The organism is Allobosea sp. Leaf344, assembly GCF_001426225.1.
Classification (GTDB): Bacteria; Pseudomonadota; Alphaproteobacteria; order Rhizobiales; family Beijerinckiaceae; genus Allobosea.
Genome location: NZ_LMRT01000001.1, coordinates 245,615 through 268,533, shown reverse-complemented (window position 1 = coordinate 268,533; position 22,919 = coordinate 245,615). Strand labels below are relative to the sequence as shown.

The 22,919-nt window shown below is 69.1% G+C and carries 24 protein-coding genes; 20 read left to right on the top strand and 4 right to left on the bottom strand.

From position 1 onward, the window contains the following. Nucleotides 1-60 precede the first annotated feature (60 nt). Genes ASG72_RS01245 through ASG72_RS01230 form a run of 4 tightly spaced genes read left to right on the top strand, consistent with a single transcriptional unit; the run spans nt 61 to nt 4,036 of the window. The gene (locus ASG72_RS01245; RefSeq protein ID WP_056707848.1) at nt 61-1,044 is read left to right on the top strand and encodes an ABC transporter permease; all 984 of its coding nucleotides are present in this window, start codon (nt 61-63) and stop codon (nt 1,042-1,044) included. A 49-nt stretch (nt 1,045-1,093) separates the two neighbouring features. Continuing rightward, complete coding sequence (locus ASG72_RS01240; protein ID WP_056707845.1) at nt 1,094-2,041, top strand: ABC transporter permease; 948 nt, start codon at nt 1,094-1,096, stop codon at nt 2,039-2,041. Nucleotides 2,042-2,045: 4 nt separating this feature from the next. After that, nucleotides 2,046-3,035, top strand: a complete 990-nt coding sequence (locus ASG72_RS01235; RefSeq protein WP_056707841.1) for an ABC transporter ATP-binding protein — start codon at nt 2,046-2,048, stop codon at nt 3,033-3,035. Then, a complete protein-coding gene (locus ASG72_RS01230) occupies nt 3,032-4,036 on the top strand; it encodes an oligopeptide/dipeptide ABC transporter ATP-binding protein (RefSeq protein ID WP_056707838.1) in 1,005 nt (334 codons plus the stop codon). The genes ASG72_RS01235 and ASG72_RS01230 overlap by 4 nt, the downstream gene beginning before the upstream one ends. 15 nt (nt 4,037-4,051) lie before the next feature. Here the strand turns inward: ASG72_RS01230 and ASG72_RS01225 are convergent, their stop codons facing one another. Beyond that, nucleotides 4,052-5,317 carry a hypothetical protein gene (locus tag ASG72_RS01225; protein WP_056707835.1) on the bottom strand — a complete coding sequence of 422 codons (1,266 nt, stop codon included), beginning with the start codon at nt 5,315-5,317 and terminating at the stop codon, nt 4,052-4,054. Nucleotides 5,318-5,526: 209 nt separating this feature from the next. On the opposite strand from ASG72_RS01225, the gene ASG72_RS01220 reads away from it, so the two are divergent. The 4 genes from ASG72_RS01220 to ASG72_RS21385 all read left to right on the top strand — a co-directional run bounded on the left by ASG72_RS01220 (nt 5,527) and on the right by ASG72_RS21385 (nt 7,794). Beyond that, complete coding sequence (locus ASG72_RS01220; protein ID WP_056707833.1) at nt 5,527-6,042, top strand: DUF2478 domain-containing protein; 516 nt, start codon at nt 5,527-5,529, stop codon at nt 6,040-6,042. A gap of 21 nt (nt 6,043-6,063) precedes the next feature. After that, nucleotides 6,064-6,945 (top strand): formate dehydrogenase accessory sulfurtransferase FdhD, encoded by an 882-nt coding sequence (locus ASG72_RS01215; protein WP_056709849.1) that lies wholly within the window; start codon nt 6,064-6,066, stop codon nt 6,943-6,945. Then, nucleotides 6,938-7,570 carry a molybdenum cofactor guanylyltransferase MobA gene (mobA, locus tag ASG72_RS01210; RefSeq protein WP_056707830.1) on the top strand — a complete coding sequence of 211 codons (633 nt, stop codon included), beginning with the start codon at nt 6,938-6,940 and terminating at the stop codon, nt 7,568-7,570. The genes ASG72_RS01215 and mobA overlap by 8 nt, the downstream gene beginning before the upstream one ends. 98 nt (nt 7,571-7,668) lie before the next feature. Then, the gene (locus ASG72_RS21385; RefSeq protein ID WP_280137730.1) at nt 7,669-7,794 is read left to right on the top strand and encodes a hypothetical protein; all 126 of its coding nucleotides are present in this window, start codon (nt 7,669-7,671) and stop codon (nt 7,792-7,794) included. A gap of 122 nt (nt 7,795-7,916) precedes the next feature. Here the strand turns inward: ASG72_RS21385 and ASG72_RS01205 are convergent, their stop codons facing one another. Beyond that, nucleotides 7,917-9,035, bottom strand: coding sequence for an Mrp/NBP35 family ATP-binding protein (locus ASG72_RS01205; RefSeq protein ID WP_056707826.1), 1,119 nt, complete (start codon nt 9,033-9,035; stop codon nt 7,917-7,919). A gap of 21 nt (nt 9,036-9,056) precedes the next feature. Next, nucleotides 9,057-9,368 carry a sulfurtransferase TusA family protein gene (locus ASG72_RS01200; protein ID WP_348271562.1) on the bottom strand — a complete coding sequence of 104 codons (312 nt, stop codon included), beginning with the start codon at nt 9,366-9,368 and terminating at the stop codon, nt 9,057-9,059. A 43-nt stretch (nt 9,369-9,411) separates the two neighbouring features. Here ASG72_RS01200 and ASG72_RS01195 point away from each other — a divergent pair, with 43 nt between their 5' ends. Beyond that, nucleotides 9,412-10,686, top strand: a complete 1,275-nt coding sequence (locus ASG72_RS01195; protein WP_056707821.1) for a c-type cytochrome — start codon at nt 9,412-9,414, stop codon at nt 10,684-10,686. Between the two features lie 40 nt (nt 10,687-10,726). Here ASG72_RS01195 and ASG72_RS01190 read toward each other — a convergent pair whose 3' ends face one another. Next, a complete protein-coding gene (locus tag ASG72_RS01190; protein ID WP_056707818.1) occupies nt 10,727-12,766 on the bottom strand; it encodes a 4Fe-4S binding protein in 2,040 nt (679 codons plus the stop codon). Nucleotides 12,767-12,897: 131 nt separating this feature from the next. Here ASG72_RS01190 and ASG72_RS01185 point away from each other — a divergent pair, with 131 nt between their 5' ends. The 11 genes from ASG72_RS01185 (at nt 12,898) to mobB (ending at nt 22,916) form a co-directional block, all read left to right on the top strand. Beyond that, a complete protein-coding gene (locus ASG72_RS01185; protein ID WP_056707817.1) occupies nt 12,898-13,641 on the top strand; it encodes a biotin/lipoate--protein ligase family protein in 744 nt (247 codons plus the stop codon). Then, nucleotides 13,638-14,192, top strand: a complete 555-nt coding sequence (locus ASG72_RS01180) for a DUF6505 family protein (protein WP_056707813.1) — start codon at nt 13,638-13,640, stop codon at nt 14,190-14,192. The genes ASG72_RS01185 and ASG72_RS01180 overlap by 4 nt, the downstream gene beginning before the upstream one ends. Beyond that, complete coding sequence (locus ASG72_RS01175; RefSeq protein ID WP_056707810.1) at nt 14,189-15,199, top strand: DUF6352 family protein; 1,011 nt, start codon at nt 14,189-14,191, stop codon at nt 15,197-15,199. Before ASG72_RS01180 ends, ASG72_RS01175 begins: the two co-directional genes overlap by 4 nt. A 10-nt stretch (nt 15,200-15,209) precedes the next feature. Continuing rightward, a complete protein-coding gene (locus ASG72_RS01170; protein WP_056707807.1) occupies nt 15,210-15,728 on the top strand; it encodes a DUF3305 domain-containing protein in 519 nt (172 codons plus the stop codon). After that, nucleotides 15,725-16,429 carry a DUF3306 domain-containing protein gene (locus ASG72_RS01165; protein WP_056707804.1) on the top strand — a complete coding sequence of 235 codons (705 nt, stop codon included), beginning with the start codon at nt 15,725-15,727 and terminating at the stop codon, nt 16,427-16,429. The genes ASG72_RS01170 and ASG72_RS01165 overlap by 4 nt, the downstream gene beginning before the upstream one ends. 110 nt (nt 16,430-16,539) lie before the next feature. Continuing rightward, complete coding sequence (locus ASG72_RS01160) at nt 16,540-17,349, top strand: Cro/CI family transcriptional regulator (protein ID WP_056707801.1); 810 nt, start codon at nt 16,540-16,542, stop codon at nt 17,347-17,349. A gap of 38 nt (nt 17,350-17,387) precedes the next feature. Further along, the gene (locus tag ASG72_RS01155; RefSeq protein WP_056709848.1) at nt 17,388-17,582 is read left to right on the top strand and encodes a hypothetical protein; all 195 of its coding nucleotides are present in this window, start codon (nt 17,388-17,390) and stop codon (nt 17,580-17,582) included. 13 nt (nt 17,583-17,595) lie between these two features. Continuing rightward, complete coding sequence (locus tag ASG72_RS01150; RefSeq protein ID WP_056707796.1) at nt 17,596-20,574, top strand: formate dehydrogenase subunit alpha; 2,979 nt, start codon at nt 17,596-17,598, stop codon at nt 20,572-20,574. Nucleotides 20,575-20,588: 14 nt separating this feature from the next. After that, on the top strand, nt 20,589-21,185 hold the full coding sequence (gene fdh3B, locus ASG72_RS01145; RefSeq protein ID WP_056707793.1) for a formate dehydrogenase FDH3 subunit beta: 597 nt from the start codon (nt 20,589-20,591) through the stop codon (nt 21,183-21,185). Nucleotides 21,186-21,280: 95 nt separating this feature from the next. Further along, a complete protein-coding gene (locus ASG72_RS01140) occupies nt 21,281-22,288 on the top strand; it encodes a formate dehydrogenase subunit gamma (protein WP_056707792.1) in 1,008 nt (335 codons plus the stop codon). Between the two features lie 97 nt (nt 22,289-22,385). Continuing rightward, nucleotides 22,386-22,916: a molybdopterin-guanine dinucleotide biosynthesis protein B gene (gene mobB, locus ASG72_RS01135; RefSeq protein WP_056707789.1), complete on the top strand. Its 531-nt coding sequence runs from the start codon at nt 22,386-22,388 to the stop codon at nt 22,914-22,916. The last annotated feature ends 3 nt before the right edge of the window (nt 22,917-22,919 follow it).

Sequence of the window (22,919 nt, the reverse complement as noted above, 5' to 3'; positions counted from 1 at the left end):
CTCCCTGCGCGGGTGGGCATGACGGCGCGCGTCGCCTCTTGATCTGAACAGGGCTCACCGATGCTCGCCTATATCCTGCGCTCCCTGATGCAGGGGCTGGTGGTGATGCTCGCCGTCGCCTTCATCGCCTTTTCCATGTTCCGCTTCGTCGGCGATCCCGTCGTCAACATGCTGGGGCAGGAGGCGACGCTGCAGGACCGTGCGGAACTGACCGAGCGGCTCGGCCTCAACGACCCGGTCGCGCTGCAATTCGCCCGCTTCGTCGGGGATGCGGCGCGCGGCGATTTCGGCATCTCCTATCGCCAGGGCCGCAAGGTCTCGGCGCTGATCATGGAAAGACTGCCGGCGACGGTGGAGCTCGCCGTGCTCTCGGCGCTGTTCGCCTTCGTCGTCGGCGTCTCGCTCGGCGTCTATGCCGCGATCCGCCGCGATGGCTGGATCGCCAATCTGGTGATGTCGCTGTCGCTGATCGGGGTCAGCCTGCCGACCTTCCTGATCGGCATCGGGCTGATCTACATCTTCGCGGTGGAGCTGCGCTGGCTGCCGAGTTTCGGGCGCGGCGACGTGGTGATGATCGGCTGGTGGTCCACCGGGCTTTTGACCAAGACCGGGCTGCAATCGCTGGTCATGCCGGTGCTGACGCTGGGCTTCCTGCAGCTGACGCTGATCATGCGGCTGGTCCGCTCCGAAATGCTCGAGGTGATGCGCGCCGATTTCATCCGCTTCGCCCGCGCCAGGGGCATCCCCGAGCGCCGCATCGAATTCCGGCACGCGCTGCGCAACACCATGATCCCGGTCATCACCATCGCCGGCGTCCAGCTCGGCGGCGTCATCGCTTTCGCCATCGTCACCGAGACGGTGTTCCAATGGCCGGGGCTGGGCGCGCTCTTCGTCAATGCGGTGCAGTTCGTCGATGTGCCGGTGATGTCGGCCTATCTTCTCTTCGTCGCCTTCGTCTTCGTGGTGACCTCGCTCGTCGTCGATCTCGTCTATGTCGCGCTCGATCCCCGGCTGCGCACCGGCAACCCCGCAATGGCCAAGTGATGCCCCGCAAGACCGCCTCCGCCAGCCCCGAGCAGCGCCGGGGTGTCGCATGAGCACCGATCCGGCCCGGACCGAACGCGCGCCTGGGCGCCTGGCGCGCTTCTGGGATTCCGACATCATCTGGTCGTTCCGCTCCTCGCCCGTCACGGTGGTCGCGACCGTTCTGGCGGTCCTGCTGGTGCTGGCGGCGCTGGCGGCGCCGCTGATCGCACCCTACGACCCGTTCGACCCCGCCTCGCTCGACCTCTCGGACGGGTTCTCGCGGCCGATGCAACCCAATGAGATCACCGGCAAGGTGTTCTGGCTGGGCTCCGACGGGCAGGGGCGCGACATCTTCTCCGCCATTCTCTACGGCTCGCGCGTCTCGCTGCTGGTCGGCGCCGCCTCTGTGCTGTTCTCGCTGGTGATCGGCGTCGGGCTCGGCCTCGTCGCCGGCTATGTCGGCGGCCGCACCGAGGCGCTGATCATGCGCATCGCCGATATCCAGCTCAGCTTCCCGGCGATCCTCGTGGCGCTGCTGGTCTTCGGCGTCGCGCGCGGGTTGATCCCGCCGGCGCTGCAGGAGCAGATGACGCTTCTCGTCCTCGTCGTCGCGATCGGCCTGTCCAACTGGGCGCAATATGCCCGCACCGTGCGCGGTTCGACGCTGGTGGAGAAGAACAAGGTCTATGTCGACGCCGCGCGGCTGATCGGGCTCAGGGCCTGGCCGGTGATGATCAAGCACGTGCTGCCCAATGTCGCCGGCCCGGTGCTGGTCATCGCCACGATCAATCTCGCTCTCGCCGTGATCGAGGAGGCGACCCTGTCCTTCCTCGGCGTCGGCATGCCGCCCACCCAGCCCTCGCTCGGCACGCTGATCCGTTTCGGCCAGCAATATCTGTTCTCGGGGGAGTGGTGGATCCTGCTCTTCCCCGCGCTGGTGCTCGTGCTGCTCGCCTTGTCGATCAATCTGTTCGGCGACTGGCTGCGCGACGCGCTCAACCCCAAGCTGAGGTGAGGCGATGAGCGACACGACTGTCCTCTCCGTCCGGGACCTCACGGTCGAGTTCGTGACGCGGCGCGGCGCGCTGCGCGCGCTCGACCAGGTCTCCTTCGACATCGGCCGCGGCGAGGTGCTGGGCGTGGTCGGCGAATCCGGCGCCGGCAAATCCGTCACCGGCGCCGCCATCATCGGCCTGATCGATCCGCCCGGCCGCATCGCCGGCGGCGAGATCAGGCTCGACGGCGCCCGCATCGACGATCTGCCGCCCGAGGCGATGCGCAAGGTCCGCGGCAAGCGCATCGCCATGATTTTCCAGGACCCGCTGACCAGCCTGAACCCGCTCTACCGCGTCGGCGAGCAGCTGGTGGAGACGATCCGCACCCATACCAGCCTGAATGCCGCCGAAGCCCGCCAGCGCGCCATCGCCTTGCTCGACGAGGTCGGCATCCCGGCGCCGGAACGGCGGATCGACGGCTATCCGCACGAATTCTCCGGCGGCATGCGCCAGCGTGTGGTCATCGCGCTGGCGCTCTGCGCCGAGCCGGAACTGGTCATCGCCGACGAGCCGACGACGGCGCTCGACGTCTCGGTCCAGGCCCAGATCATCGCGCTGATCAAGCGCATCTGCAAGGAACGCGGAACCTCCGTGATGCTCGTCACCCACGATATGGGCGTGATCGCCGAGACGGCCGACCGGGTGGCGGTGATGTATGCCGGCCGCGTCGCCGAGATCGGCCCGGTGCGGGACGTGGTGAAGCAGCCGCTGCACCCCTATGCCCAGGGGCTGATGGGCGCGATTCCTTCGCTGGAGGGCGATGCGACGCGGCTCGTCCAGATCCCGGGCTCGATGCCGCGCCTCTCCGCGATACCGCCGGGATGCGCCTTCAACCCGCGCTGCTCCCGCGCCTTCGCGCGCTGCCATGTCGAGCGGCCGGAGCTGATCCGGGTCGGCAGCCGGCAGGTCGCCTGCCATCTCTATGACGGTCCCGGAGCGGAGGCTGCGGCATGAGCATTCTCCGGCCCGATGCGCCGCTGGTCGAGGTCCGCGACCTCGCGCGCGTCTTCGACGTCTCCAAACCCTGGCTGAACCGGGTGCTGGAAGGCGCCCCCCGGCAATATCTCAAGGCCGTCGACGGGGTCTCCTTCGACATCAGGCGCGGCGAGACCTTCGCCCTCGTCGGCGAATCCGGCTCCGGCAAATCCACGGTCGCCCGCATGGTGGTGGGGCTGCTGCCGCCCTCCTCCGGCACCGTGACCATCGACGGCATCTCGATGAACGACGCCGCCGCGGCCGAGAAGCGCCAGCATCTGCGCCGGCGCATCCAGATGATCTTCCAGGACCCCTATGCCAGCCTGAACCCGCGCTGGCGCGTCGGGCGCATCATCGCGGAGCCGATCCGCGCCTTTTCCGTGGTGGAGGGCGAGGCGGCGATCATCGCCAGGGTCGGCGAGCTGCTGGCGCTGGTCGGGCTTCATCCGGCCGATGCCAGCCGCTTCCCGCATGAATTCTCGGGCGGCCAGCGTCAGCGCATCGCGATCGCACGAGCGCTCGCCTCCAATGCCGATTTCATCGTCTGCGACGAGCCGACCTCGGCGCTGGACGTCTCGGTGCAGGCGCAGATCCTCAATCTGATGCGCGATCTCCAGCAGAAATTCGGGCTGACCTATCTCTTCATCTCACACAACCTCGCCGTGGTCCGTCACATGGCGAGCCGGATCGGCGTGATGTATCTCGGCCGGCTGGTCGAGGTATCGGATGGCAAGACGCTGTTTTCGGCACCCCGCCATCCCTATACCCGCATGCTGCTCGATGCCGTGCCGGACCTCGCCATGGTCGGCAAACAGCGCGAGGGCGTGAAGGGCGAGATCCCGAACCCGATCAACCCGCCCTCGGGCTGCACCTTCCACCCACGCTGCCCGCTGGTCTTCGATCGCTGCCGCACTGAGCGGCCCGAGGTGATCGACGGCGTCGCCTGCCACGCGGTCAATGGCGCGCGGGCGGCCGCCTGAGCCGGCCGGGGCGGCTCAATCCTGCGCCGTCTGGGGGCTCACGACGACCGGCGCGCGCGGCCGCTTGCTCTCGGCCGTCGTGAGCGGCGCGATCGGCCGCTCGGTGCGGTATTGCCCGCGCGCGATCGCGGTGAACATCAGCGCCACCGCGACCAGCGTGAACAGCCACCAGGGCTGCAGCGTCGCGAAGCCGAGCGCGGTCAGCGCGAAGGCGGTGACATAGGCGGCGACGCCGCCGGCTGCGAGCGCACCCGGCATGTGGCCCGCGGCGCGGATCGCGAAATACAGGCAGGCCGAGGCGGTGGCCGCGCCGACGATGCCGAGCTCGTACCAGGTCTCGAAGAGCAGGGTGGTGGGCGTGGCGTTGGGCAGCATGCCGGTGACGCGGCTGCGCAGCACGGTATCGAGCCCATGGCCGGTGAACAGCTTGACCGGGTCGCGGCCGACGACATCGGCCCAGACGCCGAGCACGCGGCTGGCATCGCCGCCGCTGTCGGGGAGCATCGACACGATCGGGATCAGCAGGAAGGGCAGGATCGGCGCGAGCAGCATCAGCAGCGCCACCACCAGCGCGATCATATGCGCGCCCTTGCGGCGATTGGCGCTGACGGCGCCGAAGGCGACGGCTCCGCAGATCACCGCCACCGCCTCGCCCTCCTCGAAGCGGGTCAGCGCCAGCAGCCCGACGATCAGCGCGAGGCCGAGCGCGCTCAGCCCGCGCTCGCGCGAGAGCAACCAGGCCAGCGCCGGCCAGGCCATGATCAGGATGACGCTGATGCCGCGCTCGACGCTGCCGGCCAGTGTATCGTCCTGGCGCAGGGCGGCGATGATGACGAGGGCGAGCGCGAAGGCGGCGGCCAGCGCCGTGCCCAGCGCCGCGAGATTGAGGTTGGAGGCGCGCATCCGCTCCGGCAGCGCGGCCGATCCCAGGAAGCCGAGCGCCACCGCGAACAGCAGATGGCTGGCCTTTTCGGTCGCCGAGAAGGTGTAGGGGCTCCAGACCAGCGACAGCATCGCCCAGCCGACGAGCCCCATCAGGATCAGGCCCGGCCTGCTCAACACCTCGCGCTTCAGGGTCTGGGTGAACCAGCCGGGCGCCTCGATCAGCGCCGCGATGACCAGCAGCACCACGCCGATCGGCGCCAGCACCACCGCGGCGCGGCGCGACACCAGCGAGGCCAGCGGCAGCGCCACCGCCAGCGTGGCGAAGCCGATGCGCCGCAGCAGCAGCGCGGCATCGGCGGCGGGATCGATCTGACCTTGGGCGTTACGGCGATTCATGGGGCGCAACCAGAGAGGGTCGCGCCCGGCGCGGCGACGGACATCGACCAGCCTCAGCCTAGCCTGCGGCTCGAATGGCGGCTGTAGGTGCGCTGCAACACTCGCGCGGGATTTCAGTGCCGCGATTCAAGCGCGCCGGCACCCTGCGCGGCCGGCCGTGCGACGAAAGCGAGACTGGCCGGCTCCCGCCTTTCATGGGAAGAAGAGCCATGACGACGCTCGCCGCCATTCCCTATCCCCGTGGCTTCCCGATCGACGCCTTCATGGCCTCGCTCGCCGGCGGCCTGAAGCGCCGCGGCCTGCGGCTCGGCGGCGTGGTCCAGCATAATCAGGGCGCCTGCGGGACCGGCTGCGCGGCGATGGTGCTGGAGGATCTGGCGACCGGTACGCGCTTCCCGATCAGCGCGCCGCGCGGCGCCGAGGCGAGCGGCTGCATTCTGGATGCCTCCGGGCTCGCCGCGGCGGGCGGGGCGGTGCTCGCGGCGCTGGAGGGCCGGGTCGAGCTGCTGCTGGTCAACAAATTCGGCCGTCAGGAGATGCTCGGGCGCGGGCTGCGCCAGGAGATCGCGACGGCGCTCGCAGCCGGAGTGCCGGTGCTGCTGGCGGTGAGGACGGATTTTCTCGACGCCTGGAGGGCCTTCGCCGGCGAGGATTGGGTCGAGCTGCCGCCGGACGCCGCCGCCGTCGAAGGCTGGGCCGCGGCCCTGGCCGCGCTTCCGGCCTGAGCGACGCAGATGGCGCAGGATATGAGCTTCCTCGACGAATATCTGGTCCGGCCCGACCCGACGGCGCCGCGGCTCGGCGCGACGGTCTCCGGCATCGACCAGACCGGCGCAACGGTCGAGACCCGCGTCGTCACCGAGCGTGCGCTGACCCTCTATCTCAACGCGCAGGAGATCGTCACCATGATGACGATCGGCGACCATCCCGATGCGCTGGCGCTGGGCTATCTCCTCAACCAGAACATGCTGAAGCGCGGCGACGTCGTCGACGCCGTCGATTATGACGAGGAGCTCGATGTCGTGGTCGTCCGCACGCCGGAGCGGACCAATTTCGAGGAGAAGCTGAAGAAGAAGACGCTGACCTCGGGCTGCGCCCAGGGCACCGCCTTCGGCGATCTGATGGAGGCGATCGACGAGATCGAATTGCCCAAGGCGGAGCTGCGCACCAGCTGGCTCTACGCCTTGACCAGGAAGATCAACACCACGCCCTCGCTTTATCTGGAGGCCGGCGCCATACATGGCTGCGTGCTCTGCGAGGCCGACAGGCCGCTGGTCTATATGGAGGATGTCGGCCGGCACAACGCCGTCGACAAGGTCGCGGGCTGGATGTTCCGCAACGACGTCGATCCCGCCCGGATGATCTTCTACACCACCGGCCGGCTGACCTCGGAAATGGTGATCAAGACTGTCCGCATGGGCATCCCGGTGCTTGTCTCGCGCTCCGGCTTCACCGAATGGGGCGTCGAACTCGCCCGCAAGGCCGGGCTGACGCTGATCGGCCGGGCCCGCGGCAAGCGCTTCGTGGCGCTCGCCGGCGAGCACAACATCGTCTTCGACCAGGATCCCGACACGGTCGAGGACGAGGCCGGCCGGAGCCGGCGCAAGGGGGCCGATCGCGATGACTGAACCGGTGCCGCCGGCGCTCGGCCTGCTGCTCGCGGGCGGTCTCGCCCGCCGCATGGGCGGCGGCGACAAGCCGCTGCGGATGATCGCCGGCCGCAGCATCCTCGCCCATGTCGTCGAGCGCCTGGCGCCGCAATGCGATGGGCTGCTGATCAACGCCAATGGCGATCCCGCCCGTTTCGCCGCCTATGGCCTGCCGGTGGTCGCCGACAGCGTTCCCGATTTCGCCGGCCCGCTGGCGGGCGTGCTCGCCGGGCTGGACTGGATGGCCGACAACCGGCCCGACCTCGGCTGGATGGCCAGCGTCGCGGCCGATACGCCCTTCATCCCGGCCGACCTCGTCGCGCGGCTGCAGGAGGCGCGGCTGCGCGCCGCCGTCCCGCTGGCCTGCGCCGCCTCGGGCGGCTGGACCCACCCCGTCATCGGGCTCTGGCCGGTCGCCCTGCGCGAGGATCTGCGCCGCGCGCTGACGCAGGAGCAGGAGCGCAAGATCGACCGCTGGACCGCGCGCCATGGCGTCGCGGCGGTGGAGTGGCCGGTGGCGCCGGTCGACCCCTTCTTCAACGCCAACAAACCCGAGGATCTGGCCGAGGCCGAGCGGCTTTACGCCGCCTTCCGCGCCGCTTGATCTGCGCTGACGCCCCCGCTATCTCTCAGCGCAGACGAGAACTCGTCCAAACAAGAAGTCGCCAGACCAGAACTGCCATCGCTTGGGGGAATGCATTCATGAAGGCCTTCGTCGTCGCCGTCGCCATCGCCATTATCTCCGCCTTCGGCGCGAGCCTCCTGCTCAACGACGTCTTCCAGAAGCCCGTCGAAAGCGCCTTCTCGACCGGCGGCGTCCGCCTCTGAGCCGCGCCGCGGCGCTGCCGACAGCGTCATAGGTTTGGTGAAACCGCCGGGCAGGTTAGGGCCGGCCCGGCCCTGCCCAAGTCCGGCGGCGCCCGCCGGCTGCCGCAGCTCGGGCGCCTCGCCTATTCGATCACGATGCGCGGCGCGGCGCGGGTGGCGCCGCCGAGCCCGGCCTGGACCTGCCGGGCGATGGCGAGATAGGCCTTGGCATGCGGGCTGTCGGGATCGCTCGCCACGATCGGCCGGCCGCCATCGGAGGTCTCACGGATCGCCATGGCCAGCGGCACCTCGCCCAGGAACGGCACGCCCAGCCGCTCCGCCTCGTGCCGCGCCCCGCCATGGGCAAAAATATCCGAGCGCGTGCCGCAGGCCGGGCAGATGAAATAGCTCATATTCTCGACCACGCCGAGGATCGGCACCTCGACCTTCTTGAACATCGCGACGCCGCGCCGTGCATCGAGCAGCGCCAGATCCTGCGGCGTGGAGACGATCACCGCCCCGGCGAGCGGCGTCTGCTGCGCCATGGTCAGCTGCGCATCGCCCGTGCCCGGCGGCATGTCGACCACCAGCACGTCGAGCTCGCCCCAGGCGACCTCGCGCAGCATCTGGGTGATGGCCGAGATCACCATCGGCCCCCGCCAGATCATCGGCGTCTCCTCGTCGATCAGGAAGCCGATCGACATGATCTTCAGCCCATAGGCCTCCATCGGCGCCAGGGTCCGGCCCGAGACCAGCCGCGGCTTGCCGGTGATCCCGAAGATTTTTGGCACGGAGGGCCCGTAGATATCGGCGTCGAGCACGCCGACGCGCAGGCCGAGTGTCGCCAGCGCCACCGCCAGATTGGCGGTGGTCGTCGATTTGCCGACCCCGCCCTTGCCGCTGGCCACGGCGATGATCTGCTTGACGCCGGGGACGCCGGCGGCCTTCGGCGTGGGCTGGCCCGGCGCCTGCCCATGCGCCTGCTGGCGCGCCTGCGTCGCGGCGCTGGCCGGCGCCCTGTCGGCGGTGAGGCCGACCAGCACCTGGCTCACCCCCGGCAGCCCCGACACCGCGCTTTCGGCCGCCCGGCGCACCGGCTCCATCGCCTGCGCCTCCGTCGCGTCGATGCCGATGGAGAAGATCACCTTGCCGCCGTCGATCAGCACCTGGCCGACCCGGCCCGAGGCGGAGAGCGACTGCCCGCTCGCCGGCAGCTTCACCAGCTCGAGCGCGCGCAGAATATCGGCTTGGGTCACGGCCACGGCGAAATCTCCAGTCGGCTCTCAGGCCTTGCGGATATGGAAGATCAGCAGAGCGTCCTCGCTGGCGCTGTGCTCGATGCTGTCACCGGTTTCCCGCATCAGGTTGGGAATGTCGATGGCGGCCATCGGATCGTTGCATTCGACGATGAACAGCGTCCCGGACGCGGCCGCCTTGAGCGCTTTGCGCACCCGCAGGGCCGGCAGCGGGCATTTCAGGCCACGCAGATTCAGCGGAACATCGGTCATGGCAAAACAATCTGGCGAGATGGCGGTCGCTGACGGAACCCCGCGCGGGTCAGGCGCTTCATAGGACGGCTTGGCGCGCAGGGGCAACCGGTCGCCTTGTCTTCGCCGCAGCGCGCTCCATGATGGTGGCATGAGACATTCGATTTTCGGCCTGCTGCTGGCGGGGCTGATCGCCGCACCCGCCCCGGCGCAGGAGCTGCGCGGCCATGGCGGCCCGGTCCGCGCCATCGCCGTCGCGGCCGATGGCGAGACGGCACTGACCGGCTCCTTCGACCAGTCGGCCATTCTCTGGCGCCTGCCCTCCGGCTCCGCCGAGGCGGTGCTGCGTTTCCATGAGGGGGCGATCAACGCCGTCGCGGCGCTGCATGGCGGCGGCTTCGCCACCGGGGCGGAGGATGGGCGCATCGCCTTGTGGCGGGGCGCCGGCCCGGCGCCGGCGCAGGTCCTGCAGGGGCATGGCGGGCCGGTGGCGGCGCTCGCCGTCTCTCCCGATAGCGGCCATATCGCCTCGGCCTCCTGGGACGAGACGATCAGGGTGACGCCGCTGGCGGGCGGGGAGGCGCGCGTGCTCGCCGGGCACAAGGGCCCGGTCAACGGCGTCGCCTTTGCGCCCGGCGGCGCCATCGTCAGCTCCGGCTATGACGCGACGCTGCGGATCTGGCCCGCCGATGGCGGGGCGGCCAAGGTGATGACGCTGCCCGCGCCGCTGAACGGGCTCGTGGTCGCGGCCGATGGCGAGATCGCCGTCGCGGCCGCCGATGGCCGCCTGCGCTTCTTCGGCCCGGATGGCGAGATGCGCGGCGAGCTCGCGATCGGCGACACGCCGCTGATCGCGCTGGCCCTCTCGCCCGACGGCGCCAGCATCGCCGCCGGAGGGCTGCGCGGGCAGGTGGCGGTGATCGACAGGCGCGAGCGCCGCATCCGTGCGACGCTGCTCGGCCCCGGCCTGCCGGTCTGGTCGCTGGCCTTCATGCCGGATGGCCGGCAATTGCTCTCAGGAGGCGCGGACCGGCTGGTCCGGCGCTGGAATGCGGTGACCGGCGAGCATCTCGGACCTGTCGTGCCCCGCGCCGGCCAGGATGTGTTGGCCGGCCTGCAGGGCGAGCGCGGCGCGCAGGTGTTTAGGGCCTGTGCCGCCTGCCACACGCTGACCCCGGCGGACGGCAATCGCGCCGGTCCGACGCTGCACGGCATCTTCGGCCGCAGGATCGCGACCGCGCCGGGCTATGCCTATTCCGAAGCGCTGAAGCGGATGGACATCGTCTGGAGCAAGGAAACGGTGGCGAAGCTCTTCGAAATCGGCCCCAACGCCTATACCCCCGGCACCAAGATGCCGGAGCAGACGATCGGGACGCAGGAGGATCGCCAGGCGCTGGTCGACTGGCTGGAGAAGGCGACGCGCTAGCGCCGCCCTTCATCGCCCGCCGGGCGCGGCGCTCCGGCGCCTATTGCAGCGGGTCCTCGCCGCGCTCGGCGCGTTCGCGCAGATAATCCTCGGTGGTGCGCACCGGCGGGCGCTGCGGCGAGAGATGCGGATCGAAGCTCTCATTGACCACCACCTCGACCCGGCAATCCTCGCACATCCGGATCACCGAAATCCGCGGCGCCGTGGCGCCGGAGAACATCCAGTGCTTGTTCTCGAGCTTGGCCGCGATCTTCTCGATCGTGCTCTTCACGCCGAAGGGCTTGGCGCAGTTGATGCAGTGGAAGGGCTCTTCCTCCTTCAGCACCCGCCGCCCGCCCTTCCACGCCTCGAAATCGATGCGCGGCTCCAGCGTGATCACCTTCTCCGGGCAGGTCGCGGCGCACAGCCCGCATTGCACGCAGAGATCCTCCTGGAAGGCGAGTGTCGGCCGCTCCGGATTGTCCGACAGCGCCTGGACCGGGCAGGCCGAGACGCAGGCGAGGCAGAGCGTGCAGCCCTCGGTGTCGACATGGATCGTCCCGAACGGCGCGCGATCGGGCATCGGCACAGCCGCGACGGGAGCGGGCGCCGCGGCGTGCAATTCGCCGATCGTCTGGCGCAGCAGCGGCCGCCCGTCGCCCATCGGCCGGAACCGCGCCGGCTGCGGCGAGCCGGAGCCGGGCGCGATCAGCGCCAGCGCCTGGGCGAGCTGGTCGGGATCGTCGGTCTCGATGACCCCGGCGCGGCCGGTGCCGAAGCCCAGCGCCCCGGCCAGAGCATTGGCATAGGCGAGGTTGCGCTGCAGCCCCGAGAGATCGTGCTTCGGCCTCGCCGGTCCCAGAACCCGGATCGCCGAGGCGCCGAACGCCAGCGCCGCGGCGTAGCTTTCCAGGCCGAGCTGCGTAATCTCGTTGACCCGCAGCGGCAGGACATTGGCCGGCAGCCCGTTGCCGAACCGGGCGAGCGCGTCGATCAGCGCTTCGCCATGCTCGCCATCATGCAGCAGCACGACGGCCTGCCGCCCGCCGGCCTCGGCATAGGTCGTCAGCAAAGTGCGCAGGCGGCGCAGCAGCGCGTCGGTCGGCGGCAGCGAATAGGTCACCGCACCGGTCGGGCAGACCGCCGCGCAGGCGCCGCAGCCGGCGCAGATCTCGGCCGAGATCGCGACGTGATCGCCGGCGGGAGTGATCGCCCCGGTCGGGCAGAGCTCGAGGCAGCGGGTGCAGCCGGTCTTCCTCGAGCGGGAATGGGCGCAGAGCTCCTCCTGCAGCCGGACATAGCGCGGCTTGTCGAACTCCCCGACGAGATGGCTCGCCTCGCCCAGAATCTTCTCGATCGCGGCCCGGTCGCGCGGATCGGCGCGGAGATAGCCGGCGCGGAGATCGCCGGCCGGAAACAGCGGCGCGCCTCCCGATACATCGATGACGATGTCGCAATGCGAAATCGCGCCCTGGCGCGCCTCGCCGAAGACCAGCCTGCCGCGCGAGGAGGGCGCCGGCGCGGCGTAATCGTCGACGCGCAGCTCGAAGGCCCCGAGCCAGCCGGTGGCACCGACGATCGTCCCTTTCAGCACCGGCGTCTCGACCACGCGCGGCGGGGTGACGTCGCCCGGGCGGCTGAGCAGGATGGTGACGTCGAGATGCTCGGCCAGGCGCTGCCCCAGGGCGATCGCCGTCTCGTCGCGGCCATAGACCAGCGCCACGCCCTTGCTTTCGAGCGTGGTGAAGCCGGCCGGCGGCATCGGCTCGGCCGCGGCCGCCAGCAGCGCCGCCATTTTCGGGCCGGCGGCCCTGGCGTCGCGCGACCAGCCGGCCGTCTCCCGGATATTGGCGAAGATCAGCTGGCCGGCGTAATCGGCATCGGCCGCGATCTCCTCGAAGAGCGGCGCCTCCTGGGTGCAGCCGACGGTGATGGCGCGGCTCTCGCCCAGCAGCGCCTGGAACAGCCCGGTCTGCGTCCGGCAGAGATGGCGCGCGCTGCGCAGCTCGCTGTCCCGGCAGCCGCGCGCGATCGCCTCGCCGTCGAGCGGCATCGTGTCCTCGCAGGAGCAGACGATCAGCGTGTGGCCTGTTTCGGTCATGAAGCGGTGGTCCTGGCGTTTCCGGGAGCGTCTTTTCGTCTCCCTTGCGATCAGCCACGCATATATGGAATTGGAGAGGTTCAAAAGAAGCAAGGCCGCCATCCGGCGCGGCCGGGGAGGATGCTCCGACCATGGCGCGCAGCGCTGCCACCGCCGATGATCTGCGCCGCGAACCCGTGCTGCCGCCGGGGTTTTCGCTGGTGACGCTGCGCGAATCCGGCGACGCCTTCGCGCATGCCTGCGCCATCGCGGCCGAAGCCGGGGCCGCGACGCTGGTCTGGGTGCGGCGTTTCGACACTGTCGAATTCGCCGTGATCCTGGAGCCGGATAGCCCGCTCACCGAGGCGCGGCTCGCGCATTATCTCGCCATGAACGCGCTGGCCGATGCGCTGGCCGTGCATTGCCCGCCCGAGCGGCCGATCCTGTTCCGCTGGCCTGATGCGCTGATCTACGATCTCGGCCTGATCGGCGGCGGCCGCCTGGCCTGGCCCGCTTGCTGCGACGAAAGCGAGGTGCCGGACTGGCTGGTGTTCGGCGGCATGATCCGCGCCAGCACCATGACCCCCTTCGAAATCGGGCATATCGGCGTCGGCATGGCGGAGGAGGGCTTCGAGGAGGTCGATGCGGTCGATCTGATCGAGGCCTTCGCGCGGCATCTGATGCTGGGCGTGACCCATTGGCAGAGCGAGGGCCCCAAGGCGATCGTGCGGCGCTGGCTCGACCGGATCGAGAAGGTGACCGGCACGCGCCATGGCATCGAGCCCAATGGCGATCTCCTCCTGACGACCCAGGCCGGCACCGAGCGCCGCAACTTCGTCGATGCGCTGGCGCGCGTCGACTGGCTGGATCGCGAGAGCGGCGGGCCGAAGCTGTGACGGCGCTCAGGCTGCCCAGGGCGATCAGGCTCGACCCCTCCGATGGTTTCGTCTTCCGCCAGGCGGCGGAACCGGGGGAGTGGCTGGTGACGGGCTCCTTCCTGTTCGATCCGGCCGGGCTCGACGGGCTCGATCCCAAGGGGCGCGCCGCGTTCCGCTCCGGCTTTCTCGGCATCGGCAGCTTCGGCTGGTCGACGCTCGCCATCGTCACCGACGCGACCGAGGCCGAGCGCGACGCGGCCATCGAGCAGCTGGCGGGGCAATTCGTCGAGCGGCTCGGCGCCCCCGATCTCGCGACGGCGCGCCGTGCCGCGCAGGAGGAGATCGGCTTCGCTGCCTCGCTCTGCGACCATCCCGACCAGACGCTGCTCGCGCTCCATCGCACGGTCGAGGAGGGCGAGATCCGGGAGCGGTTCCGCACGCTGAGCAAGCGGCCCGCCCATGACACGCAGGGCTTCCGCGCCTTCGAATTCCTCGCCGTGGACGGTGAAGACGACGCCGTCTCGGAGGAGGTCGATCTCCTTTCGCTTGGGAAGACCGCCAGACCATGACGCATTTCTGGGCGACATCCGGCCATCTCCTGCTCGACCGCCGTCCCGGCGGCGGGCTCGTGGTCGGCGATGATTTCCTCAAGGCCTATCTGGCGCGGCCGGAGGTGCTGCCGCCCGAAGACGCCTGCGCGGCCGAGCGCGCTCTGCATGCGCGGCTGATGGACCAGCCGCAGGCCCCGGTCGCGCCGGCCGAGATCGCGGCTTTGGCCGATCCCGATGCGCGGGAGAACTGGCAGTTCCTGCTCGGTTGGCGCGAGCGCCTGCTGGCGGAGCCGACGCTGGAGGGCGCCTATGCCCGCATCATCCGCGAGGGCGCCGGCACGATCCCGCCGCTGTTCCTCGACCAGCTCGTCCATGTCATCCTGCGCGGCGCGCTCGACGAGGTCGAGGATCCCTTCGTCGTCCGCGCCGCGGAATGCCTGTTCCGGCCGCAGCGGGTCAGCCTCCATGAGGGGACCCTGCTGCTGGCCGATGCCGAGATCATCGAGGGGCATGAGGCGGACCGCCATGCCTCACCGCTGCTGGCGATGCTGGGCGGGCCCGCCGTCACCTCGCTGGACATCCTCAAACCCGCCAATGCCGACCAGTACTGGCAGCGCTCCGACGGGTTCGACATGGTGCTGGACCTCGGCGGCACGCCCTCAGGCCGGGCCGCGCTGGGGCAGGCGCTGGCGGTCTGGGTCAAGGCGATCCATGGGTTCGACGTCGCGATCGAGCCGGTCGAGACGGTGAAGGACGCGAATTGGCGCTGGTTCGTCGGGCTCGATGCGGAGGCGACCGCGATCGGCAACGCGCTCTGGCAGGGGGAGGCGCCCGGCGAGGAGCCGCTGTCGCGGGTGATCGCGCTCTACCGGATGACGCTGCCGCCGCAGGTGCCCGTGCTGGCCGCTGCCGCAGGCGCGCCGATCTACCTGATCATGGCGATGACGCCGGACAAGCTGCTGCGGATCAAGCCGCAGAACCTGGTGACCGGCCTGCCTCTGGCGGCGCCCGGTCCGACGCATTGAGGAGGCCGCGATGACGCAGCAGCACATCGAGGTCGGCATCGTCGCCGAACGCCGCCGCATCGATTCGCCCTGGGCCGACCATGCCTGGGCGCCGCTCGCCGTGCTGCCGGAGCCGCCGCCCTTGGCGCCCTGGACCGTGCTGGCCGAGACCCCCGAGCGTCGCAGCGTCTATCTCGGCCCTGCGGTGCTGACCCTGCACTCCGTCGATACGGCGCATTTCCGCGAGAATTTCCAGGCCGGCCGGGCCAAGCTCTGGGTCGCGATCCGCCCCACCGGCATCGAGCCGGAGCTCGAGATCGTCGGCGTCACCGCCGATCCCTTCGAGGGCGAGGTCTATTCGGAGAATGTCGACGACCTCGTCGAGGCCGTGCCGATGCCGGAACCGATCGCCCTGCAGGTCCTGGCCTTCTTCGAGGCGCATCATGTCGAGCGCGCTTTCGTCAAGCGCCAGCGGGCCGAGTTCGACCCGCGCAAGGGTGGCGGCCCCCGCTCGGGACCGCCCGGGCTGCGCGGGGGGAGGGGCTCGTGAGCGCCCGCACCGAGGATGAGGGCGGGTTCCTGGCGCGCTGGTCGCGGCGCAAGCGCGAACTCGCCGAGCCGGAGAAGGCCCCGGTCCCGCCGCCCGAAGCGGCGCCGCAACTGCCCGCCGCACCGGCCGGAGAGGAAGCGGCGGCGCCGGAGATGGTCGAGCCGCCTTCGCTCGACCTCGTCGACAAGGATTTCGACGTCGCGCATTGGCTGAAGCAGAATGTCCCGGAGAGCTGGAAGCTCGCGGCTCTGCGCCGGGCCTGGGAAGGCGATCCGGCGATCCGCGACTATCTCGATCCGGCGCGCGACTACGCGCTCGACTGGAACACGCCGGGCGGCGCGCCGGGCTATGGCCCCCTGACGGAATCGGACGATGTCGCCGCCATGGTCCGCAAGGTCTTCGGCGACGCCCCGCCCGAGCCGACCGTCATTGATCAGGATCAAAGCTGCGACACTCTGGCACATGAACTTTCGTCGGCTGACGAAAATGCCGCAGCCTCTGCTGCAACGCAGCACGACGCAACGTCAGAATCGCTTGAAAGCGCCGGGCTGGAGCGCGATCTTCAGGATGAAACGCAGCTCATTGAGGCGAAAACGCGGCCGGTTGAGCAGGGCGCCTTTGCTGCAGCGCAACAAAATCCCGATGCGGATATCCCGAAGCCGAGGCTGCGCAAGCGGGGAGGGGGCGCGATACCCCTGTAGCCGGTGTTTGGAACAGTTGTAATTTTAGGCGATAAGCGCTCATTATCACGGCTCTAAACAATCAACAGCGGCGGCGAACCGCCGGCTTGTCTTGGGGAACGAAAGCTTCGATGCGCGATGCGGCTCTGGACAGAGCTATCGATGTCATGGGCGGGGTCCGCGCTCTGGCGCGAACGCTGGGCGTCTCGCAGCCGGCCATCTCGGGCTGGAAGCGCGTGCCCGCGGCCCGTGTCCTGGCTGTCGAGGCCTCGACGGGGGTGTCCCGTTCCGAGCTCCGCCCCGATCTCTATCCCTGCGAGGCGCAGGCCCCGGAACCCCGATACATGAACGAGTTGCAGAGCGCCCCGCTCGACGAGATCGACGAAGCGCGGGCCCGCGAATACGAGCTGATCGGGGCGCTGATGTGGCGCGCGCCCACGGCCGAGACCCTGGAGTTCCTGCAGACGCTGCAGGGTGACGGCTCGCCGCTCGGCCTGGCGCATCTCGCCCTCGCCGATATCGCCGCCCAGACGACGCCGGAGGCGATCCGCGACGAGTTCTTCGAGCTCTTCATCGGCGTCGGCCGCGGCGAGATCCTCCCCTACGGCTCCTATTACCAGACCGGCTTCCTGCATGAGCGCCCGCTCGCCTCGGTGCGCGAGGATATGGGCCGGCTCGGCATCGCCCGCGCCGAGCGCGCCGGCGAGCCGGAGGACCATATCGCCATCCTGATGGACATCATGGCGAACCTCATCCGCGGCGAGTTCGCCGGCGCAGGGGTCGACGAGGCCGGCTTCTTCGCCCGCCATATCGAGCCCTGGGCGGAGCGCCTCTTCGCCGATCTCGAAATCGCGAAAGCCGCCCGATTCTACAAGGCCGTCGGCCGCATCGGCAGCCTGTTCCTGTCCATCGAGACGGAGGCCGCGAGGCTGCCGTCATGACCAAACACACCGTGATGCCCGACGCGAAGGAGACGACGATGTCGCAAGAAACCAGGAAGGCGGCCTTCGATCGCCGCAGCTTCTTCAAGGCCCTCGGCGCCGGCGCCGCCGTGGCCGCTTCTCCCGCCGTCGTGACGCCGGCCGCCGCCGTCGATCCGGGCAAGGAAGAGACCAAGGGGCGCTATCGCGAGAGCGATCACGTCAAGAATTTCTATCGGGTCAACCGGTACTGAGAGGGTCGAAACCATGCTCATCAAGCGCAAATCGGCCGATGTTCAGCGCGGCAAGCTCCAGGCCGCCATGGCCGGCCTCTCCTCCGGGGTGATGGATCGCCGCACCTTCCTGCGCCGCTCCGGCCTCGTCGCGGGCGGCGTCGCCGCTGCCGGCGCCCTGCAGATCGGCTCGGTCCGCAAGGCCGAGGCCGCCGGCCTGGGCCCCGCGACCGGCACCAAGATCGTCAAGAACATCTGCACCCATTGCTCGGTCGGCTGCACGGTCAAGGCCGAGGTCGCCAACGGCGTCTGGGTCGGCCAGGAGCCGGCCTGGGAGAGCCCGATCAACCGCGGCAGCCATTGCGCCAAGGGCGCTTCGGTGCGCGAGCTGGTCCATGGCGACCGCCGCATCAAATATCCGATGAAGCTGGTCGACGGCCAGTGGCAGCGCATCAGCTGGGACGTCGCGATCAACGAGATCGGCGACAAGATGCTGGAGATCCGCAACAAGTCCGGCGCGGATTCCGTCTATCTCCTCGGCTCGGCCAAGTTCTCCAACGAGGGCGCCTATCTCTTCCGCAAGTTCGCCGCCTTCTGGGGCACGAACAACGTCGACCACCAGGCGCGCATCTGCCACTCCACCACGGTCGCAGGTGTCGCGAACACCTGGGGCTACGGCGCGATGACGAACTCCTATAACGACATCCGCAACGCCAAGACCGTGCTCTTCATGGGCTCCAACGCCGCCGAGGCGCACCCGGTCGCGATGCAGCACATCCTCGAGGGCAAGGAGGTCCAGCGCGCCAACGTCATCGTCTTCGACCCGCGCCTGACCCGCACCGCGGCCCATGCCACCGACTATGTCCGCTTCCGCTCCGGCACCGACATCGCCGTGATCTGGGGCATGATGTGGCACATCTTCAAGAATGGCTGGGAGGACAAGAACTTCATCGCCGCCCGCGTCCACGGCATGGATGACGTCCGCAAGGAGGTCGAGAAATACGACCCCAAGACCGTCGAGGACATCACCGGCGTGCCCGAGGCGCAGATGAAGCGCGTCGCCGAGACCTTCGCCAAGGTCAAGCCGGCCACCTTCATCTGGTGCATGGGCGTCACCCAGCACTCGGTGGGCACCGCCAATGTCCGCGCCATCTGCAACCTCCTGCTCGCCACCGGCAATGTCGGCGGCATGGGCAATGGCGCCAACATCTTCCGCGGCCACTGCAACGTGCAGGGCGCGACCGACTTCGGCTTGGATATCTCGAACCTGCCCTGCTATTACGGGCTGGTCGAAGGCGCCTGGCGCCATTGGGCCCGCGTCTGGGACGTGCCTTACGATTATTTCGTCTCGCGCTTCGACGAGGTTCCGGCCAAGGGCGGCCGTCCGGCCCGCACCCGCAAGGCCAATATGGAGACCTCGGGCCACACCTCGACCCGCTGGTTCGACGCCGCCAACATGCCGGCCGAACAGGTCGACCAGAGGGACAACCTCAAGGCCATGTTCGTCATGGGCCATGGCGGCAACACCATCCCGCGCATGCCCGATGCCGTGAAGGGGCTGGAGAAGCTCGAGCTGCTGGTCGTCGCCGACCCGCATCCGACCAATTTCGTCTCGCTCGGCGGGCGCAAGAACGGCACCTATCTCCTGCCGATCGGCACGCAGTTCGAATGCTCGGGCTCGCGCACCTGCTCGAACCGCTCGGTGCAATGGGGCGACAAGGTCGTCGAGCCGATCTTCGAGGCCGCCAACGACTATTGGGTGATGTATAAATTCGCCCAGAAGCTCGGCTTCGCCGAGGCGATGTTCAAGAACTACGAGATGGTCCAGGGCAAGTTCGGCATGGAGCCCTCCGCCGAATCGATCCTGCGCGAGATCAACAAGGGCGGCTGGTCCACCGGCTATACCGGCCAGTCGCCGGAGCGCCTGAAGCTGCACATGCAGCATCAGGACAAGTTCGACATGGTCTCGCTGCGCGGCGCCAAGGGCTCGCCCGTGGAGAACGACTTCTACGGCCTGCCCTGGCCGTGCTGGGGCACGCCGGAGTTCAAGCATCCCGGCACCCACATCCTCTACAACACCTCGCTCGAGGCCCGTAACGGCGGCGGCACCTTCCGCCCCCGCTTCGGCCTGACCCGCGAGCGGACGCTCCCGGACGGCAGCAAGGTCAACGACACGCTGCTGGCCGAGAACGGCTCCTACTCGCTGAATTCGGAGATCAAGGACGGCTATCCCGAGTTCACCATGGGCGTGCTGAAGAAGCTCGGCTGGGACAAGGATCTCACCCCGGCGGAACTCGCGACCATCACCGCGATCGGCGGCAACGCCATCGACGGCGTCAGCTGGACGACCGATCTCTCCGGCGGCATCCAGCGCGTCGCGCTCGAGCATGGCTGCGTGCCCTATGGCAACGGCAAGGCCCGCGCCAACGCCTGGAACCTGCCCGATCCGGTGCCGGTCCATCGCGAGCCGATCTACTCGCCGCGCGTCGATCTGGTCGCGAAATGGCCGGCGCGTCCGGACGAGCGCACCCTGCGCATCCCCAACCTCCACACCTCCGTGCAGAAGGCGGCCGTGGAGAAGGGCATCGCCAAATCCTTCCCGATCGTCCTCACCTCCGGCCGCCTGGTCGAGTATGAGGGCGGCGGCGAGGAGACCCGGTCGAACAAATGGCTGGCCGAGCTGCAGCAGGACATGTTCGTCGAGATCAATCCGGCGGATGCGGCGGCGCGCGGCATCAAGGACGGCGCCTTCGTCTGGGTGTCCGGCCCGGAGAACAACGCGAAGGCCCGCGTCAAGGCGCTGGTCACCGAGCGTGTCGGGGCGGGCGTGGCCTTCATGCCCTTCCACTTCGGCGGCTTCTACCAGGGCCAGGATCAGCGCGGGAACTACCCGAAAGGGACCGACCCGATCGTGCTGGGCGAATCCGTCAACGTCATCACCACCTATGGCTACGACCCCGTGACCGCCATGCATGAAGGCAAGGTCACGCTTTGCCAGATCGCAGCGGCGTGAAGAGGAACTGAAACATGGCCCGTGTAAAATTCCTCTGCGACGCCGATCGCTGCATCGAGTGCAACGCCTGCGTCACCGCCTGCAAGAACGAGAACGAGGTGCCCTGGGGCATCAACCGCCGCCGCGTCGTCACCATCAATGACGGCAAGCCCGGCGAGCGGTCGGTCTCGATGGCCTGCATGCACTGCACCGATGCGCCCTGCGCCGCGGTCTGCCCGGTCGACTGCTTCTACACCACGGCGGACGCCGTGGTGCTGCACAGCAAGGACCTCTGCATCGGCTGCGGCTATTGCTTCTACGCCTGCCCCTTCGGCGCGCCGCAATATCCCAAGGTCGGCAACTTCGGTTCGCGCGGCAAGATGGACAAGTGCACCTATTGCGCCGGTGGTCCGGAAGCCGATCTCTCGCCGGCCGAGTTCCAGAAATACGGCTCGAACCGCTTGGCCGAAGGCAAGCTGCCGCTCTGCGCCGAAATGTGCTCGACCAAATCGCTGCTCGCCGGCGATGGCGAGATCATCGCCCAGATCTACAAGGAGCGGGTGGTGAAGCGCGGCTACGGCTCGGGCGCCTGGGGTTGGCAGACCGCCTACAAGGAAACGATCGCCATCTGAGGCTTGGGGAGAGGGCGCGTCACGGCCGGAACCGGCCGGGCGCGTCCGCCCCCCCGGAGCAGGTGTCCGGTTCATCTCGCGAGAGGATTTCGCTCATGCGTCTCGGCGCTCAACTTCGTTTCCTGGCCCTCGGCCTCATGCTGGCCCTTGCCGCCGGCTTCGCCACTCCGAGCTCGGCCCAGCAGATCAATCCGACCGCCAGCGCCGTGAAGGAACAGCAGTTCCTCGACGCGCTGAAGGGCAACAAGGATGCCGAGCTGCAGGGCCGCATCACCATTCCCGACGGCAAGGCGGCCACTCTGGAACGCCCGGCCGGCCGCGAATGGCGCGCCTTCCACCAGGGTACGATGTTCCGCATCGCCGCCATCGCCGTGCTCGGCACCCTGCTGCTGCTCACCGCCTTCTACCTGATCCGCGGCCGGATCAGGATCGAGGCCGGGCCCTCGGGCCGCACGATCACGCGGTTCAACGGCTTCGAGCGCTTCACCCATTGGCTGACGGCGAGCTGCTTCATCATCCTGGCGCTGTCGGGGCTCAACGTCACCTTCGGCAAGGCCGTGCTGCTGCCGCTGATCGGCCCGGCCGCCTTCACCGACATCTCGATCATCGCCAAATGGTCGCATAACTATCTGGCCTGGCCGTTCATGGTCGGCATCGCCCTGACCTTCCTCATCTGGATCAAGGACAACATCCCGAGCGGCGCCGACCTGCAATGGTTCGCCCAGGGCGGCGGCCTGATCGGCAAGGGCCATCCGGCGGCCAGGCGCTTCAATGCCGGTCAGAAGGTCATCTTCTGGTCGGTCGTCATCGGCGGCGCGGCCCTCTCCCTCTCCGGCTTCTACCTGCTGTTCCCGGCCTATGCCGGCGGCGTCCTGAACCTGCAGTTCTGGAACTCCGTCCACGGCATCGTCTCGGTGCTGATGGTCGCGATCATCCTGGCCCATATCTACATCGGCTCGCTCGGCATGGAGGGCGCCTTCGATGCGATGGGCTCCGGGGAGGTCGATCTGAACTGGGCCCGCGAGCACCATTCGCTCTGGGTCGAGGAAGAGATGCGCAAGGGCGGCGTCCACAAGGATCCGGCGCTGCAGCCGGCCGAATAGGCGGCCGAGCACGGCGCAGTGGCTTGACCGCCGCGGCCCGATTGAACCAAGACAACCGGGCGCTCGCGCCCGGTTTTTCGTTGCAAGGACGTCGTCGATGCGTGTGATTGGACTGGCGGGCTGGAGCGGGGCCGGCAAGACGACGCTGCTGACCCGGCTGATTCCCGAGCTCGGCCGCCGCGGCCTGTCGGTCTCGACGCTGAAGCACGCCCACCATGCCTTCGATCTCGACATGCCGGGCAAGGATTCCTACGCGCATCGCGAGGCCGGGGCGCGCGAGGTGCTGATCTCCTCGGAGCGGCGCTGGGCCCTGATGCATGAATTGCGCGACGAGAGCGAGGCCTCGCTCTACGCCTTGCTGACGCGGCTCTCGCCCGTCGATCTCGTGATCATCGAGGGTTTCAAGCGCGAGCCGCACCCCAAGATCGAGGTCTATCGCCATGGCAACGGCAAGCCGGCCCTGCATCCGCGGGATCCGGCGATCGTCGCCATCGCCAGCGACATCGCCTTTCCGGAGGCGGCGCGGCCGGTCGTGGATCTCGACGATATCCTCGGCATCGCCGATATTGCGCTGCAGGCGGCGGAGCCTTTGGCAACCGTGCTGGCCCGGCAGAAGCAGGCAGGCTGAACC